The sequence below is a fragment of the Vibrio galatheae genome (assembly GCF_000967545.1).
GTDB lineage: Bacteria > Pseudomonadota > Gammaproteobacteria > Enterobacterales > Vibrionaceae > Vibrio > Vibrio galatheae.
Genome location: NZ_JXXV01000025.1, coordinates 176,645 through 192,805, shown reverse-complemented (window position 1 = coordinate 192,805; position 16,161 = coordinate 176,645). Strand labels below are relative to the sequence as shown.

Genomic DNA, 16,161 nt, shown 5'->3' with positions numbered 1-16,161 from the left:
TTAAAACTCTCGACGAGCACATTTTAGTTCAGCAGAGCAGACAACTTCGCCATCAACTTTTGCAATGCCTTTGAAGGCGGCGATGCCACGGCGCTCTTTTAAAAACTCAACTTCAATCACAAGTTGATCACCAGGTACTACTGGCTTACGGAATTTCGCACCATCAACGCTTGCAAAGTAGTATAGCTCGTTGTCTGAAGGAGCACCGAATGACTTAAACGCTAGCAGGCCCGTTGCCTGTGCCATCGCTTCCAGAATCAGTACTCCCGGGAATACAGGTAGTTGTGGGAAATGACCTGTAAACTGAGGTTCATTCACTGAAACGTTTTTGATCGCAGTAAGATATTTTGCTTCTTCAAAATCAATAACACGATCAATCAGTAAGAATGGGTAGCGATGCGGCAACAATTCCTGAATTTCAGTGATGTTCATCGTTTTGTTTTCAGTAGTCAAAGTCATATTCCTATATTGAATGCTAATTTTGTATCTGACGGGCATTATAGATGAAAAAGACCCGCAATACGCGAGCCTTTTTAAACACGATATGAGAACTAGTCTTGTTGCTTGTTCTCTAACTGTTTCTCGAGTGCTTTTAAACGCTTATTCATATCATCAATACGATGAACACGAGCTGCGGTTTTGCGCCACTCTTTGTTGGGTTGTAACGGGATACCTGAAGAGTACATACCTTTCTCTTCAATAGCGCGCATCACCATCCCCATACCAGTAATGGTCACACCATCGGCAATCTCAATGTGACCATTAATCACAGTGCCACCACCTATGATGCAGTATTTACCGATCTTAGTACTGCCCGCAACAATCGTACCACCAGCCATAGCTGTACCATATCCGATGTGTACGTTGTGTGCGATCTGTATTTGGTTATCCAAAATTACGTTATCTTCAATAACCGTATCATCCAGAGCGCCGCGATCAATCGTAGTACATGAGCCAATTTCAACTCGGTTACCAATACATACAGAGCCTAGCTGAGGGATTTTAATCCATTCACCTTTTTCATTGGCGTAACCAAAACCGTCGGAGCCGATAACGGTATTCGCTTGAACAAGACAATCACTCCCGAGCGATACCTCGTGGTAAATCGATACGTTAGACCACAACTTAGTATTGTGACCAATTTTAGCATTCTTACCGATAAAACAGCCGGCACCGATGACCACGTTGTCACCCAGCGTCACGCCAGACTCAATAACAGCATTGGCACCAACTGACACATTGTCACCAAGTGTCACATCATCAGCAATCACAGCTGATGCGGCAATACTTTGCGCCGGAGATGGTGTGGTATCAAGCGCCTGTGCAACTTTAGCAAAAGCAACGTAAGGATCCTCTACCACCAGCACATTACCTGAACAAAGTTCACGTTGTGCTTCTTTTACCATCACGACTGTCGCTTTGCACTCGGCAAGATGCTTAGCGTATTTCGGATTAGACAGGAAAGTCACATGTCCTTCCTGAGCGCTATCCATTGGCGCTACCATGGTCACAACAGCCGTTGCATCACCATGTAGCTCCCCCCCGGTTATCGTGGCTAATTCAGCCAAAGAAAGAGTTGTCATAAATAATTATTTTAGCGAGTCAATTACAGCTTTAGAGATATCGTTTTCAGGTTTAGCAAAACGAACCACCTGTTGATCAACAACCATGTCAAAGCCTTGCTTTTCAGCCACTGCGTTAATCGCATCTTGAATGGTTTTGAATAGTTTCTGTTTTTCTTCTGCTTGACGGCGTTTTCTTAACTTCTCGAACGATTGCGCTTTCAGCTTAAGCTCGCTTTCTAGTTGGCCAATTTCAAGACGTAGTTTATCAATGTCTTCTTGGCTCATCAGTTCGCCATCGCGTTGCAGCTTTTCAACTTTGCCTTTACCTTTTGCCTGAATAGCCTGCAGCTCATCAGATTTATCTTTAAACTCTTCTTGAAGTTTCTGCGCAACAACTTCACGTTGAGGAAGCGCTTGGAATACTTGAGCAGTGTTTACATAACCAATTTTCTGCGCAGCTTCTACCGCGTTCGCGAACATAGAAGACATCATGACTAAAAGGCTAAGACCAGCCGCTTTGATTGTTTTATTCACTGTAATTTCCTTTAAATTAGAAGGTTCTGCCGATAGTGAAAGTGAAGAATTCTTCGTCGTCACCTTCGTAAGATTTAATTGGTTTCGCAATTGAGAAAACTAACGGCCCCATTGGAGACATCCATTGCAACGCCGCACCGTAAGACGAGCGGTAGTTCATTGGATCTGAGTAATCGTAGTAGTAACTATCACCAGCATAGTTAGAATCATAGATGAATTCTGTATCCCACACACTTGCCGCATCGACAAACAAACTGGTTCGAATCTGGCTCTTGAAGTCTTCAGAAACAAATGGGGTTGGAACAATCAGCTCAACACTCGCGAGAGCGATCGCATTACCACCGACCGAATCGTCCGTTGCAGACAAACAAGTGTCTGAGTTACACACACTAGGATTGCCATTCACTGTGTAAACCGCTTTCGGGCCTGCACTGTTAGAGCGGAAACCACGCAGAGTTGTAAAGCCACCCGCATAGTAGTTTTCATAGAATGGGAACAAGTTATCGTTGCCATCCGTTTTGCCATAGCCATTACCGTAACCTAAGCGACCGCGCATTAACAAGGTAAACTCATGCTTTTTGGTAATTGGCATATACTGCCTAACGTCGTACTGAACTTTGAAGTACTGCGCATCAGAGCTTGGGATCGTCGCTTTGGCAAACGCACTCTGGTAGTTACCTGCGGTTGGGAAATAACCACGGTTCAAGTTGTTGCGCGTCCAGGATACGTTAAGGTCGATATCATTAGTGACAATATCGCCGTTGCCTTGACCGATACTTTCAGCGAAACGCTGTGCTTGGTCATAAGTAGGGACATTACCAATAGTGTTGTGAGTCAAGCCAAAGCCAAACTCAAAACGGTTCAATTCATCAAATGGGAAACCCCACGTCAGACTCGCACCGTAACTTTCATTGGTATAGTCGATGATGTTCGCTTCAGACGCTTCAAACTGGTTGTAGAAAATTTTTCCGCCCATGCTGACACCATCTAGGTTCCAGTACGGATCACGATAATCTAAACTAACGTTCTTTTGGTAATCGTTCATCATCGCGTTAATACCAACACGATTACCAGTGCCCGCAAAGTTATCTTGCTGCAGACCAACTTGGAAACTGATGCCCGACTCCGTACCGTAGCCAACACCAAAGTTGACGCTGCCTGAGTTTGCTTCTTTAACGTTGTACACCAAATCGACTTGGTCTTCACTGCCGGGAACGCGCACAGTTTGTACATCGACAGTCTCAAAGAAGCCTAGACGATTAAGACGCCCTTTACCTGTTTCGATCGATTTAGAGTTGAGCCAACTACCTTCCATTTGACGCATTTCGCGGCGTAATACTTCATCTTTAGTTGAGTTGTTACCCACGAACCGAATATCACGCACGTAGATACGTTTACCTGCTTCAACGTTTACTACTAAAGAAACAGATTGGTTTTCATCATCAAATTCAGGAATAGTGCGTACTTGTGGGTAAGCGTAACCCGCTTCACCAAGTAGACGCTTAACGTTCTCTTCTAAACTGGTGACCTCAGAGCCGTTGTAGGTTTCACCCGCTTCAAAGGTAACCAGCTCTTCAAATTCATCATCTTTACCAAGTAGCTCTCCACGGAACTTCACATCTTTGACTGTGTACGGCAAGCCTTCATTAAGACCTAACGTGATGTACACACCCTTCTTGTCAGGTGAAATCGCCACCTGTGTAGAATCGATTTGAAATTTTAGGTAACCGCGATCGAGATAGTAGGATTTCAACGCTTCAATATCACCAGCAAGCACTTGCTTTTGATATTTGTCATCGGAAAGGAAATTCCACCACGCAACGTCGACATTGAGTTCAAAGCGGCTTAGCAGCTCTTTATCGGTAAACTGTTCGTTGCCGATAAAGTTAATCTGTTTAATTTTCGCCGACACACCTTCAGTAAAGACAAATTTTAGGTCACTACGATTACGTGGCAGCGGTGTGACGACCGCTTTTACACTCGCATTGTATTTACCAACGCTGTAGTAAAAATCTTCGAGCCCTTTCTCAATCGTCGACAATGTCGTACGGTCGAGCGCTTCACCAACCCGAATCCCAGAGGCATCTAAGTTCTGTTGCAGTTGCTCTTCTTTGATCGCTTTGTTACCTGAAAAAGAGATACTCGCAATAGTTGGGCGTTCTTTAACCTGAACGACCAAAACGTCGTTGTCACGTAACACTTTGATATCTTCAAAGTTACCCGTCGCATATAAGGCACGAATCATTTCAGAAACATCTTGGCTACCAACGGTATCACCAATTCGCACGGGCATTTTCAATAACGCAGCACCTAACGCTACACGTTGCAAACCTTCAACTTTTATGTCTTGAACTACAAAGTTCTCAGCTCCGTTTGCACTCACGCTTGTCGCTAACAGGGTCGCAAACAGAATATTTTTCATTGCCATTTTGTTCTAGTTATTCCTCACTTCAACCTTTGCTCGATTACAGACGAGCAAAATCATTGAAAATTGCCACTGCCATAAGAGAGAAGATAATTACACCGCCGATACGGTAACCCATTTCCTGAAATTTTTCCGGGACGGGGCGTCTTATTACAGCCTCAATAGCAAAAAACAATAAATGTCCGCCGTCCAACATTGGCAACGGTACAAGGTTAATAATCCCTAAGTTCACACTGATTAACGCCAGAAACCCTAGGAAATACACTAAGCCATAATCAGCCGTCGTCCCAGCGCCTTTTGCGATAGAAATAGGTCCACTCAAATTGTTTAGGCCGACATCACCAACAATCAGTTTTTTCAACATGCTGATGGTCAACTCAATGACTTGCCCTGTTTTTTCGACCGCTCTCCCGACTGATTCAATTACACCAAATTGTAAGTCGAAGCGATAATTTTCTGGCCATTCTGCGACTTCAGGAGCGATTCCAGCAAAACCAATAACGCGATCATTCGCTAGGGTTCGGCTATCTGGTGTAATGGTAATTGGTACCACTACACCATTTCGCTCGACTTCTAACATCAATTTCTGATTCGGGCTACCTTGGATACTCGCCACAACTTGCGACCAATCGACAATCTCTACGCCATCGATTTTGAGTAGCACATCGCCAACTTCTAACCCAGCTCGCTCACCCGCACTCTCTTGTGCAACGCTGGTGAGCTTAGCTGTTATTGCTGGTGTGTAGGGAACAAAACCAAGCGCTGACATAGCAGACTCTTTCTCTGGGTCAAAGTTCCAATCCGTTAAGTCAAAATACTTAGTTTCTTCGATCCCAATCCCATCAGCTGGCGCAACCGTCATGGTGAGCTGTCTGTCACCAATATGAGAGATAAGCCCCATGTTAACGGACTCCCAATCCGCAGTTTTGACGCCCGAAACGGCTTTTAGTTCCATGCCAGGTTCGAGTCCTGCCTCTGCGGCGATCGAGTAAGGGGTCACCTGACCAACAACAGGCTTAACCGCTGGCACACCGATTAAAAACACCAGCCAGTAAGCAAATATGGCGAACAAAAAGTTGAATACCGGGCCTGCCGCGACGATTGCTGTACGCTTCCACAAGGGTTTGCGGTCAAAAGCAAATGCCTCATCACCAGCGGCAAGTTCATCCACTCGCCCATCAAGCATTTTAACGTAGCCGCCTAGGGGAATAGCCGCAAGACTGTACTCAGTGCCATCTTTGCCGACTTTGCTCCAAATCGATTTACCAAAACCGATAGAGAATTTTTCCACTCTCACACCGCAACGACGCGCGACCCAAAAGTGGCCAAATTCATGTACCGCAACTAAGATGCCGAGTGCGACAATAAAGGAGATAAAATTCCAGATTATATCGGTCATAGCTTACGCTCACTTATGGCGTTGATGGCTAACTCTCTTGCCATTCTATCTAGCTCTAGAATGCTGTCCAAGTCAGTACAATGTGACTGGTGAACTGATGCGCACAGCTTGTTAATCACCTGCTCATTGACGACGGCTATGTCAGTAAACTTAAGTCGACGGTTCAAAAATGCCTCTACAGCAATTTCATTGGCCGCATTAAGTAACGTGGTCGCGTGTTGCCCTTCATAACAAGCATCAATCGCCAGTTTAAGGCAAGGATAGCGTGAGAAATCTGGCTCAAGGAATGTCAACTCCCCGACCTGAGTAAAGTCAAGCGGAGCAACACCCGCACTCACTCGCTCAGGATACGAAAGCGTCAAAGCTATCGGAGTTGCCATATCCGGCTCCCCCATCTGAGCCAAGACAGATCCATCTCGGTATTGGACCATAGAATGAATAACGGACTGTGGATGAATCAACACTTTTAGCTGCTCGCGGGAAGTATTAAATAGCCACTTTGCTTCAATATATTCCAAGCCCTTGTTCATCATGGTAGCCGAGTCAACAGAGATTTTAGGCCCCATAGACCAATTAGGGTGGGCAATTGCCTGCTCAGGTGTCACACCGTTGAGTGTTTCGATTTCACTATAACGGAAAGGACCACCAGAACCTGTCAATAAAATATGAGAAATACCCTGCTGTTCGAGATTGCAGCGGCCTAACTTGGTTTGAATCTCGCCTGGTAAACACTGGAAGATGGCGTTGTGCTCACTGTCGACAGGAAGCAGCTCTGCGCTATACTGTTCAACTGCATCAATAAAAAGCTGTCCAGACATGACTAGGGCTTCTTTGTTCGCCAATAGAACACGCTTACCTGCCTTTACCGCCGCCATGGTCGGTAATAGACCAGCGGCACCGACAATCGCCGCCATCACAGTATCAACTTCATCAAACGACGAAATTTCACACATCGCATCAACACCCGCTCTAACTCGCGTGTTGATGTTAAGTTGGCTTAACTGGGACTTTAGCTCCCGCGCTGCTTGCTCATCGGCCATCACCGCATATTTGGGTTGCCATGTTTGGCACAGTTGACGCATTTTGTCGACATTGTTCCCTGCGGCAAGCGCCACGATCGAGAACTTGTCTGGATTTTGCTCGATGACCTTAAGTGTGCTAGATCCGATAGAGCCAGTCGCACCGAGAATCGTTAACTTACGCATAGCAAGAAACCAATGTATGAATAAAGCAAACCTCAGTTTGCCTTAAAATATAAAGTAGAGGAATGCAAACACAGGGAATGCAGCAGTTAGGCTGTCAATACGATCTAAAATACCGCCATGCCCCGGAATAATATTGCTGCTATCCTTAATGCCCGATACTCGTTTAAACATGCTCTCAACCAAGTCCCCCAGTACAGAGATTACGACCGTCACTAAGGTAATCCCTACCATAACGTAGGCATTAGCAAACTGAATATCGAACCAATATGAGGTTGCCCATCCAACAATACTTGCCGTAATCATGCCACCAATGAGCCCTTCAATGGTTTTGTTCGGGCTGACGTGGGGGGCCATTTTATGCTTACCCATGCTCTTACCCGCAAAGTAAGCACCACTATCTGCAGCCCAAACGATAAAGCAAACATAAAGAACGAGCTTGGCACCATGATACGAATCGACATTAATACCTTCAGCCCGCAGCAGAATCACACTCCAGAAGAAAGGCAGTAAAGTCAAAATACCGAATCCATGACGCAGAAAATTAGATTTTTGCCACAATGCCGATGATTTAGGGTAGCTGATGGCAAGCGCGCTGGCAGCCAACCACCACACACAGCCTAAGACTAAAATTGCATAGTGAGACTGAGTGATTTGATTGAGATGAAAAGCATCAGAAGGCACTAACCATAAAGTAGCCGCGCTGACCAAAACATTCGGAATCATGGCAAGCATGCGCGATGGCGCTGAAACAAATTGAGTCCATTCCCAGAACCCGATAAGAGTGACCGCCGCTAATGCGACTATAAACATAGGTAAAGAAAGTTTGAATATACCCAATATAACCAATGGAGCGAGAATGAGTGCTGTAATAATTCTTTGTTTCAAACTTTGATCCTTTATTCGCTTTCCATTAGAGCTTTAACTTGTTCTCCGGTACAACCAAAACGACGTTCACGGTTTACAAACCAAGTCACTGCTTCTATTAAGCTATTTTCATCGAACTCTGGCCAGTAAATCGGCGTGAAATACAGTTCAGCATAGGCCATTTGCCACAGCATAAAGTTGCTGATACGGCATTCACCACTGGTTCGAATCATTAAATCAACTTCAGGTAAATCTGCCATGGTGAGATGCTCTGTGATTAGCGCTTCGCTAATATCATCAGGGTTCAACTCGCCTGCGGCAACCTTAGCTGAAATTGCTTTCGTCGCTTGCATGATATCCCATTTACCGCCGTAGTTGGCCGCAATGTTGATGACCATGCCCGTATTGCTTTGGGTTAAAGCCTCTGCTTGAGCAATCTTTTTTTGTAAACGAGCGTTAAAGCGTGACGTATCGCCGACCACACGCAAACGCAGGTTATTCTTGTGCAGCTTTTTAACTTCTGTTGACAGAACGCTAATAAACAGCTCCATCAATACGCCGACTTCTTCTTCCGGTCTTTGCCAATTCTCACTGCTAAACGCAAACAGTGTAATCGCTTTAATGCCTAATTTCGCAGAGGTAGATATCGCTTTGCGCACTGCGGCTACTCCGTTTTTATGGCCAAACACGCGTGGTTTACCTTGCGCTTTAGCCCAACGGCCGTTGCCATCCATAATGATTGCAATGTGTTTCGGGAGTAAATCAGGAGAGAGTTGTGAATTTTGCATAAGACGTTGATGAATAATCAGCAGGGGACAGAGAGTAGCATAAAAAAGCGCTGTGCTGCGAGCACAGCGCTCTATATAGAGAAAGTTTATGGAGAATTAGACTTCCATCAACTCTTTTTCTTTGGCTGCTAGTACGTCGTCAACTTGCTTAACAGCGGCATCAGTCAGTTTTTGAATCTCATCCTGACCTTTACGATCTTCGTCTTCTGAGATCTCTTTGTCTTTAAGTAGCGCTTTTAGCTCACCGTTCGCATCACGACGGATGTTACGGATAGCAACACGACCACCTTCAGCTTCACCACGAACAATCTTAACTAGGTCTTTACGACGCTCTTCTGTTAGAGGTGGTAGCGGAACGCGAATGATAGTGCCTGCAGACATAGGGTTTAGACCTAGGTCAGACATCATGATCGCTTTTTCAACTTTTTGTGTAAGCTCTTTATCAAATACTGTGATTGCAAGTGTACGAGCATCTTCGGCTACAACGTTCGCGACTTGGTTAAGAGGCGTTGGTGCACCGTAGTACTCTACGCTAATGCCAGAAAGTAGGCTTGGGTGAGCACGACCTGTACGAACTTTAGAAAGGTTATTTTTTAGCGCTTCAACGCTTTTTTCCATGCGCTCTTGAGCGTCTTGTTTGATTTCGTTAATCACAATATCACCTTAATGTGTAAATCTTTCTTGAAGAAAGCTTAATCGGGGATCTTCAAAAGGCAATACCGCAACACAATTCACGTGTGCTGCGGCGATAAGAATTACTCTGCTACGCTGATTAGCGTGCCTTCTGCTTCACCCATTACCACGCGACGTAGTGCGCCTGGCTTATTCATGTTGAATACACGGATTGGCATTTTGTGGTCACGAGCCAGTGTAAATGCTGCCAAATCCATTACTTTCAGTTCTTTATCTAAAACTTCTGCGTAAGTCAGCTTATCATACAGCTCTGCGTCTGGGTTTGCTACTGGGTCTGCGGTAAATACACCGTCAACTTTCGTGGCTTTTAGAACGATGTCAGCTTCGATTTCAATTCCGCGCAAGCAAGCTGCCGAATCCGTTGTGAAGAATGGGTTGCCTGTACCTGCTGAGAAGATCACTACGCGGCCTTGACGAAGTTCGCGAATAGCGTCTGCCCAGTTGTAATCATCACATACACCCGTAAGTGGAATAGCAGACATAACACGCGCATTCACATAAGCACGATGCAGAGCATCACGCATTGCCAAGCCATTCATCACGGTTGCTAGCATACCCATGTGGTCACCAACAACGCGGTTCATACCGGCTTCAGCCAGACCCGCACCACGGAACAGGTTACCACCACCGATAACAACACCGACTTCAACACCCAGTTCAACAAGTTCTTTAACTTCTTGCGCCATACGATCTAGGATCGCAGGATCAATACCAAAACCGTCTGGACCTTGAAGAGCTTCACCACTCAGTTTTAGTAGAATACGTTGATATGCTGGTTTAGGGTTCGTAGTCATGGAGTTTACCTTCCAATAGAGAGTTGTTGATTAACAGTCATGGATAGAGATAAGTATCTAGTTAGTAGACCCTACTTTCTAGAGGAGAGCAATTCACTCTAAGAACTAGGTACTAGCATCTAGGCACTTTCGTCCCTATTCATCACGGCTAAAATTATGCCTTTATTCGTAAAAAGACCGCAGCCTTGGCTACGGTCTAAACTTTGTGCGTATCGCTAAGGATTAACCTTTTTGAGCTGCAGCAACTTCTTCAGCGAAGCTCATTTCTGCTGCTTTCTCGATACCTTCACCTACTTCTAGGCGAACGAATGTAGCAACAGAAGCGCCTTTTTCTTTCAGCATATCGCCAACAGTTTTCTTCGGCTCCATGATGAACGCTTGACCAGTTAGAGAGATTTCGCCAGTGAATTTCTTCATGCGGCCGATAACCATTTTCTCTGCGATCTCTTGTGGCTTGCCTTCGTTCATAGCGATTTCAACTTGAACTTCTTTCTCTTTAGCCACTACGTCAGCTGGTACGTCTTCTGGGTTCACGTACTCTGGCTTAGAAGCTGCAACGTGCATAGCAACGTGCTTAAGAGTTTCAGCATCGCCTTCACCAGCAACAACTACACCGATCTTCTCGCCGTGACGGTAAGATGCTAGTGCTGTGCCTTCAACATATTGAACGCGACGGATGTTGATGTTTTCACCGATCTTAGCAACAAGAGCAACACGCTCTTCTTCGAATTTAGCTACTAGCTCTTCAACAGAAACTTTAGTCGCTAGTGCGTCAGCCGCTACTTTATCTGCAAATGCAGTGAAGTTACCGTCTTTAGCAACGAAGTCAGTTTGGCAGTTAACTTCAAGAAGAACAGCAGAGCCGTTTTCTTCTTTGATGATGATTGCGCCTTCAGCAGCTACGTTACCTGCTTTCTTAGCAGCTTTAGCAGCACCTGACTTACGCATGTTTTCGATTGCTAGTTCGATGTCAGCGTTTGCTTCAACAAGCGCTTTTTTACATTCCATCATGCCAGCGCCAGTGCGCTCGCGAAGTTCTTTAACTAGAGCAGCAGTTACAGTTGCCATTCTCTATTCCTCAGTTGATTCTGGATTTGGTAAAAAACAGGGGCCTACATTTTCGGCCCCTGCTGATAACTATAACTCAGTTTATGCTACAACTGGATTGCACATAAGCTAAGTGTGACTCGGAGCCGCTATTATTCAGCTTCTACGAAACCGTCTTTGTCAGCTACTGCCGCAACGTCTTTGTTACGGCCTTCAGTTACTGAAGTCGCCGCTGCGTTTAGGTACAGTTGTACTGCACGGATCGCATCGTCGTTACCTGGGATGATGTAGTCAACGCCGTCAGGGTTAGAGTTAGTATCTACCACAGCGTAAACTGGAATACCTAGGTTGTTTGCTTCTTTAATCGCAATGTGTTCGTGATCAGCATCGATTACGAATAGCGCGTCTGGAAGACCGCCCATGTCTTTGATACCACCAAGAGATTTCTCTAGCTTCTCCATTTCACGAGTACGCATTAGAGCTTCTTTCTTAGTTAGTTTGTCAAAAGTACCGTCTTGAGCTTGAGCTTCAAGATCTTTTAGACGCTTGATTGATTGACGAACAGTTTTGTAGTTAGTAAGCATGCCGCCTAACCAGCGGTTGTTTACGTAGTACTGGTTGCTTGCGATAGCAGCTTCTTTAACAGCTTCAGATGCAGCGCGTTTAGTACCTACGAAAAGAACTTTACCTTTTTTCTCACCAACTTTAGCTAGTTCAGCTAGAGCTTCGTTGAACATTGGTACAGTTTTTTCTAGGTTGATGATGTGAACGCGGTTACGAGCACCAAAGATGAATGGCTTCATTTTTGGGTTCCAGTAACGAGTTTGGTGACCGAAGTGAACACCAGCTTTCAGCATATCGCGCATTGATACAGTTGCCATTTTAAAATCCTCTATGGGGTTAGGCCTCCACATCCCCCATAACTCCGACTAGGCTTCTGCCCAGCACCCCGGAATATGTGACGGAATGTGTGTGATTTAAAGATATAAGTAAGTTGGAAGTAACCAGCTTCGCCACTAAGTTTAACCAAGCAGAGAGAACTGACCACATTTCCGGCGCGCTTTATACCATATTTTTGCCCTATATGGCTAGTAAAAAAACAGCGACAGCAATCGGAATCTCCCTTACTACCACAGCGTAAGTGCTAGAAGAATCATTCTCATTATGAGAGGTTCCTGCTAGAATGCGCCCATTCGCACTCTGAAGTGCAAGCCAATTAAGTAGAGAAAGCCAATGTCAATCAAGATTAAAACTGCTGAAGAAATCGAACGTATGCGACTCGCGGGCGCTTTGGCCGCAGAGATCCTAGAGATGATCGAACCCCATATTAAAGAAGGGGTGACAACCGACGAGCTCAACCAAATCTGTCACGATTACGGTATTGAAAAAGGCGCTTACTCTGCACCACTTGATTACCACGGATTTCCAAAGTCAATTTGTACCTCTATCAACCACATTGTTTGTCACGGCATCCCAGCCTCGGCCGATGAAGTGGGCAGCAACGGTCAAGTAAAACCTGCTGTACTGAAAAGTGGTGACATCATCAATGTCGACATCACGGTGATCATTCCAAATCAAGCAGGCGCAGACCTCAGCGTGCGCCCTGAAGGTTATCATGGTGATACTTCTAAGATGTTCTTTGTTGGTGATGTTTCTCCAGCAGATAAGCGCCTATGCATGGTGACTCAAGAAGCACTTTATGTCGGTATGCGTAAAGTCAAACCAGGCGCAACCGTTGGTGATATCGGTACCGCGATAGAAAAGTACATCAAAGAGAACAACAAAAAGAATCCACGCAATAAGTTCTCCATTGTGAAAGATTTCTGCGGTCACGGTATCGGCAATGAGTTCCATGAAGAACCCCAAATTGTACACTACAAAAACAATGATCGCCGCGTACTTAAAGAAGGCATGTGTTTTACCATTGAGCCAATGATCAACGCTGGTAAGTTTGGCGTGACAGTTGATGCCGAAGATGATTGGACTGTCTATACTGGCGATGGCAAAAAGTCGGCGCAGTACGAACATACCATTCTCGTGACCAGCACAGGTTGTGAAGTGCTAACACTGCGTAGCGATGACACAATTCCGCGCATGATGAATAACGCGTAACCCAACAAGTCATTAAAAATATCCCCGCCTCGACGGGGATATTTTTTTATTGACGCCATTTTGATAGATTAGTTCTCAATAGGACTATTTTGCATGGATTCGCTGTATGCCCTTTCAATCACCTCTCACTCTCGAAGAGAATCAAATTTCGATTAGTGAATTAAAAAAACAACTCGAACATTTCGCTAACTCTCAGAAGCAAGAGTTTCTCAATCATCATCCCGTGACCGACTTAGTACTCGGACGCGCTGAATATATCGACTTGCTACTTAACCGACTTTGGCAACACTTTGGCTTTGCTAGTTTACCCAATATCAGCTTAGTTGCGGTTGGTGGCTACGGCCGTGGTGAACTGCATCCTCTCTCTGATATCGACATTCTTATCGTGTCGAGAAAAGCACTTCCTGATGCGCTAAAAGGAAAGGTCAGTGAGTTTATTACCTTACTGTGGGACTTACGCTTAGAAGTTGGTCATGCGGTTCGTAGTGTCGATGAGTGCGCCGCAATAGGAAAAGAAGATCTCACCGTCGCAACCAATTTACAGGAAGCTCGTTTGCTGTGCGGCTGCGAAGATACCTTCCACCAGCTCAAAATGGTCATTCACTCAGAGTCATTTTGGCCAAGTGAGGTGTTCTACAAAGCCAAAATCCAAGAGCAACGCGATCGCCACGCGCGATACCACGATACCACTTACAACTTAGAGCCGGACATCAAATCCACTCCAGGTGGCTTGCGAGATATTCATACGCTAAGTTGGATTGCTCGTCGTCACTTTGGTGCCACTTCTCTGTTAGAAATGAGCCAATATGGTTTTTTAACTGACGCTGAATACCGCGAGCTGGTCGAGTGCCAAGATTTTCTTTGGCGCGTCCGCTTTGCGCTGCATATCGAGCTAAAACGATACGACAATCGACTCACCTTTGCTCACCAATCGCAAGTTGCGGAAAGCTTGGGTTACGTTGGTGAAGGCAACCGTGGTGTTGAGATGATGATGAAAGAGTTCTACCGCACGCTGCGCCGCGTAGCTGAACTGAATAAAATGCTGCTCAAACTGTTTGATCAAGCCATACTCGATAATGGTATCGAAGCCGAACCGATCATTTTAAGTGACGACTTCCAACGTCGTGGCCACCTTATTGAAGCGCGTAAACCTGCCCTGTTCCAAGCGCGTCCGGAAACGATTCTGGATATGTTTTTACACATCGCCAATGATTCAACCATTGAAGGCGTAGCGCCGCCAACCATGCGCCAGTTGCGCACCGCTCGTCGCAGGCTCAATAAATTCCTCCACACCATCCCAGCAGCAAGAGAGAAGTTTCTTGATCTTTGTCGCCACCCGAACGCGTTACACAAAGCCTTTAGCTTAATGCATAAACTCGGCGTTCTGGCGGCCTACCTTCCGCAATGGAGCCAAATTGTTGGTCAGATGCAGTTTGATCTGTTCCACGTCTACACGGTTGATGAGCACAGTGTTCGCCTGTTAAAACACATCAACACCTTCAATGATCCGAACAATCATGGCAAACACCCAATCTGCTGTGAAATATACCCGCGGATTCAAAAGAAAGAGCTGTTGATCATTGCGGCCATTTTCCATGACATTGGCAAAGGGCGAGGCGGTGACCATTCCGTGATTGGTGAAAGTGAAGCCTATGATTTCTGCATCGAACATGGTTTATCTAAGCCTGAAGCGAAGCTCGTCTCATGGTTAGTCAGACATCACTTGCTTATGTCAGTAACCGCCCAAAGACGAGATATCTACGACCCTGAAGTGATTACTGAATTTGCCAAGCAGGTACGTGATGAAGAGTATTTAGAATACTTGGTCTGCCTGACGGTGGCCGATATCTGTGCTACCAACCCAGAACTTTGGAATAGCTGGAAACGCACCTTACTGGCTGAGTTGTTCTACTCGACTCAGCGTGCACTGCGCCGTGGTCTAGAAAACCCAGTTGATGTCAGAGAACGTATTCGCCACAACCAACAGTTGGCCTCAGCGCTATTGAGAAAAGAGGGCTTTACCGCACGAGAAATCGAAGTACTTTGGCAGCGGTTTAAGGCTGATTACTTCTTACGTCATAGTCACAAACAGATTGCCTGGCACTGCGCGCATCTGTTGCGCCATGAAGATCACTCCCAGCCGCTGATTTTGATCTCAAAGAAAGCCACGCGAGGTGGCACCGAAGTGTTTGTCTACAGTAAAGACCAACACGCGCTATTTGCTACCGTTGTTGCTGAACTTGACCGACGTAACTTTAACGTACATGACGCACAAGTCATGACCAGTAAAGATGGCTACGTGCTCGATACCTTTATGGTGCTTGATCAAAATGGCGACGTCGTTGACGAAAACCGTCATAAGGCGGTCATCAAACATCTTGTTCATGTATTAGAAGATGGGCGACCAACCAAGATCAAAACTCGCCGTGCTCCGCGTAATTTGCAGCATTTCAAAGTAAAAACGAAGGTCGACTTCTTACCAACCAAAAGTAAAAAGCGCACCTTACTTGAGTTTGTTGCACTTGATACACCAGGATTGCTTGCCACCGTCGGGGCGACTTTTGCCGACTCAGGTGTCCACCTCCACGCCGCGAAAATCACTACCATTGGTGAACGAGCAGAAGATTTGTTCATTATCACTAGTGAAAATGGTGGGCGATTAAGTGAAGAAGAACAGCTAGAGCTTCGAGAAAAGCTAATAAAAAACGTCGCAGAACTAGCACCTTAAGCGATCT

At 45.6% G+C, this 16,161-nt stretch carries 14 protein-coding genes; 2 read left to right on the top strand and 12 right to left on the bottom strand.

What is annotated here, in order from left to right; translation table 11 throughout:
- The 12 genes from fabZ to rpsB all read right to left on the bottom strand — a co-directional run bounded on the left by fabZ (nucleotide 1) and on the right by rpsB (nucleotide 12,195).
- Nucleotides 1-453: a 3-hydroxyacyl-ACP dehydratase FabZ gene (gene fabZ, locus TW81_RS14575; RefSeq protein WP_045956496.1), complete on the bottom strand. Its 453-nt coding sequence runs from the start codon at nucleotides 451-453 to the stop codon at nucleotides 1-3.
- A 98-nt stretch (nucleotides 454-551) separates the two neighbouring features.
- Entirely contained in the window at nucleotides 552-1,583 is a 1,032-nt protein-coding gene (gene lpxD / locus TW81_RS14570) for a UDP-3-O-(3-hydroxymyristoyl)glucosamine N-acyltransferase (RefSeq protein ID WP_045956454.1), read from the bottom strand.
- Nucleotides 1,584-1,589: 6 nt separating this feature from the next.
- Nucleotides 1,590-2,099 (bottom strand): OmpH/Skp family outer membrane protein, encoded by a 510-nt coding sequence (locus TW81_RS14565; RefSeq protein WP_045956453.1) that lies wholly within the window; start codon nucleotides 2,097-2,099, stop codon nucleotides 1,590-1,592.
- Nucleotides 2,100-2,115: 16 nt separating this feature from the next.
- Entirely contained in the window at nucleotides 2,116-4,527 is a 2,412-nt protein-coding gene (gene bamA, locus TW81_RS14560) for an outer membrane protein assembly factor BamA (protein WP_045956452.1), read from the bottom strand.
- Nucleotides 4,528-4,564: 37 nt separating this feature from the next.
- Nucleotides 4,565-5,923 carry a sigma E protease regulator RseP gene (gene rseP / locus TW81_RS14555; protein WP_045956451.1) on the bottom strand — a complete coding sequence of 453 codons (1,359 nt, stop codon included), beginning with the start codon at nucleotides 5,921-5,923 and terminating at the stop codon, nucleotides 4,565-4,567.
- Nucleotides 5,920-7,128, bottom strand: a complete 1,209-nt coding sequence (gene ispC / locus TW81_RS14550) for a 1-deoxy-D-xylulose-5-phosphate reductoisomerase (protein WP_045956450.1) — start codon at nucleotides 7,126-7,128, stop codon at nucleotides 5,920-5,922. Before ispC ends, rseP begins: the two co-directional genes overlap by 4 nt.
- Nucleotides 7,129-7,170: 42 nt before the next feature.
- A complete protein-coding gene (locus TW81_RS14545; protein ID WP_045956449.1) occupies nucleotides 7,171-8,013 on the bottom strand; it encodes a phosphatidate cytidylyltransferase in 843 nt (280 codons plus the stop codon).
- An 11-nt stretch (nucleotides 8,014-8,024) separates the two neighbouring features.
- Nucleotides 8,025-8,780 carry an isoprenyl transferase gene (locus TW81_RS14540; protein WP_045956448.1) on the bottom strand — a complete coding sequence of 252 codons (756 nt, stop codon included), beginning with the start codon at nucleotides 8,778-8,780 and terminating at the stop codon, nucleotides 8,025-8,027.
- Between the two features lie 96 nt (nucleotides 8,781-8,876).
- Nucleotides 8,877-9,434, bottom strand: a complete 558-nt coding sequence (gene frr, locus TW81_RS14535; RefSeq protein ID WP_045956447.1) for a ribosome recycling factor — start codon at nucleotides 9,432-9,434, stop codon at nucleotides 8,877-8,879.
- Nucleotides 9,435-9,535: 101 nt separating this feature from the next.
- Nucleotides 9,536-10,267, bottom strand: a complete 732-nt coding sequence (gene pyrH / locus TW81_RS14530) for a UMP kinase (protein WP_045956446.1) — start codon at nucleotides 10,265-10,267, stop codon at nucleotides 9,536-9,538.
- Nucleotides 10,268-10,489: 222 nt separating this feature from the next.
- Nucleotides 10,490-11,335, bottom strand: coding sequence for a translation elongation factor Ts (gene tsf, locus TW81_RS14525; RefSeq protein WP_045956445.1), 846 nt, complete (start codon nucleotides 11,333-11,335; stop codon nucleotides 10,490-10,492).
- Nucleotides 11,336-11,466: 131 nt separating this feature from the next.
- Entirely contained in the window at nucleotides 11,467-12,195 is a 729-nt protein-coding gene (gene rpsB / locus TW81_RS14520; RefSeq protein WP_045956444.1) for a 30S ribosomal protein S2, read from the bottom strand.
- Between the two features lie 352 nt (nucleotides 12,196-12,547).
- On the opposite strand from rpsB, the gene map reads away from it, so the two are divergent.
- Complete coding sequence (map, locus tag TW81_RS14515) at nucleotides 12,548-13,426, top strand: type I methionyl aminopeptidase (protein ID WP_045956443.1); 879 nt, start codon at nucleotides 12,548-12,550, stop codon at nucleotides 13,424-13,426.
- A gap of 106 nt (nucleotides 13,427-13,532) precedes the next feature.
- Nucleotides 13,533-16,154 (top strand): bifunctional uridylyltransferase/uridylyl-removing protein GlnD, encoded by a 2,622-nt coding sequence (gene glnD, locus TW81_RS14510; protein ID WP_045956442.1) that lies wholly within the window; start codon nucleotides 13,533-13,535, stop codon nucleotides 16,152-16,154.
- The last annotated feature ends 7 nt before the right edge of the window (nucleotides 16,155-16,161 follow it).

Excerpts from the sequence above, each read along its gene's own strand:
- tsf (WP_045956445.1), bottom strand. The coding sequence starts at position 11,335 with ATGGCAACTGTAACTGCTGCTCTAGTTAAAGAACTTCGCGAGCGCACT.
- rpsB (WP_045956444.1), bottom strand. The coding sequence starts at position 12,195 with ATGGCAACTGTATCAATGCGCGATATGCTGAAAGCTGGTGTTCACTTC.
- TW81_RS14540 (WP_045956448.1), bottom strand. The coding sequence starts at position 8,780 with ATGCAAAATTCACAACTCTCTCCTGATTTACTCCCGAAACACATTGCA.
- pyrH (WP_045956446.1), bottom strand. The coding sequence starts at position 10,267 with ATGACTACGAACCCTAAACCAGCATATCAACGTATTCTACTAAAACTG.
- lpxD (WP_045956454.1), bottom strand. The coding sequence starts at position 1,583 with ATGACAACTCTTTCTTTGGCTGAATTAGCCACGATAACCGGGGGGGAG.
- map (WP_045956443.1), top strand. The coding sequence starts at position 12,548 with ATGTCAATCAAGATTAAAACTGCTGAAGAAATCGAACGTATGCGACTC.
- rseP (WP_045956451.1), bottom strand. The coding sequence starts at position 5,923 with ATGACCGATATAATCTGGAATTTTATCTCCTTTATTGTCGCACTCGGC.
- ispC (WP_045956450.1), bottom strand. The coding sequence starts at position 7,128 with ATGCGTAAGTTAACGATTCTCGGTGCGACTGGCTCTATCGGATCTAGC.
- glnD (WP_045956442.1), top strand. The coding sequence starts at position 13,533 with ATGCCCTTTCAATCACCTCTCACTCTCGAAGAGAATCAAATTTCGATT.
- bamA (WP_045956452.1), bottom strand. The coding sequence starts at position 4,527 with ATGGCAATGAAAAATATTCTGTTTGCGACCCTGTTAGCGACAAGCGTG.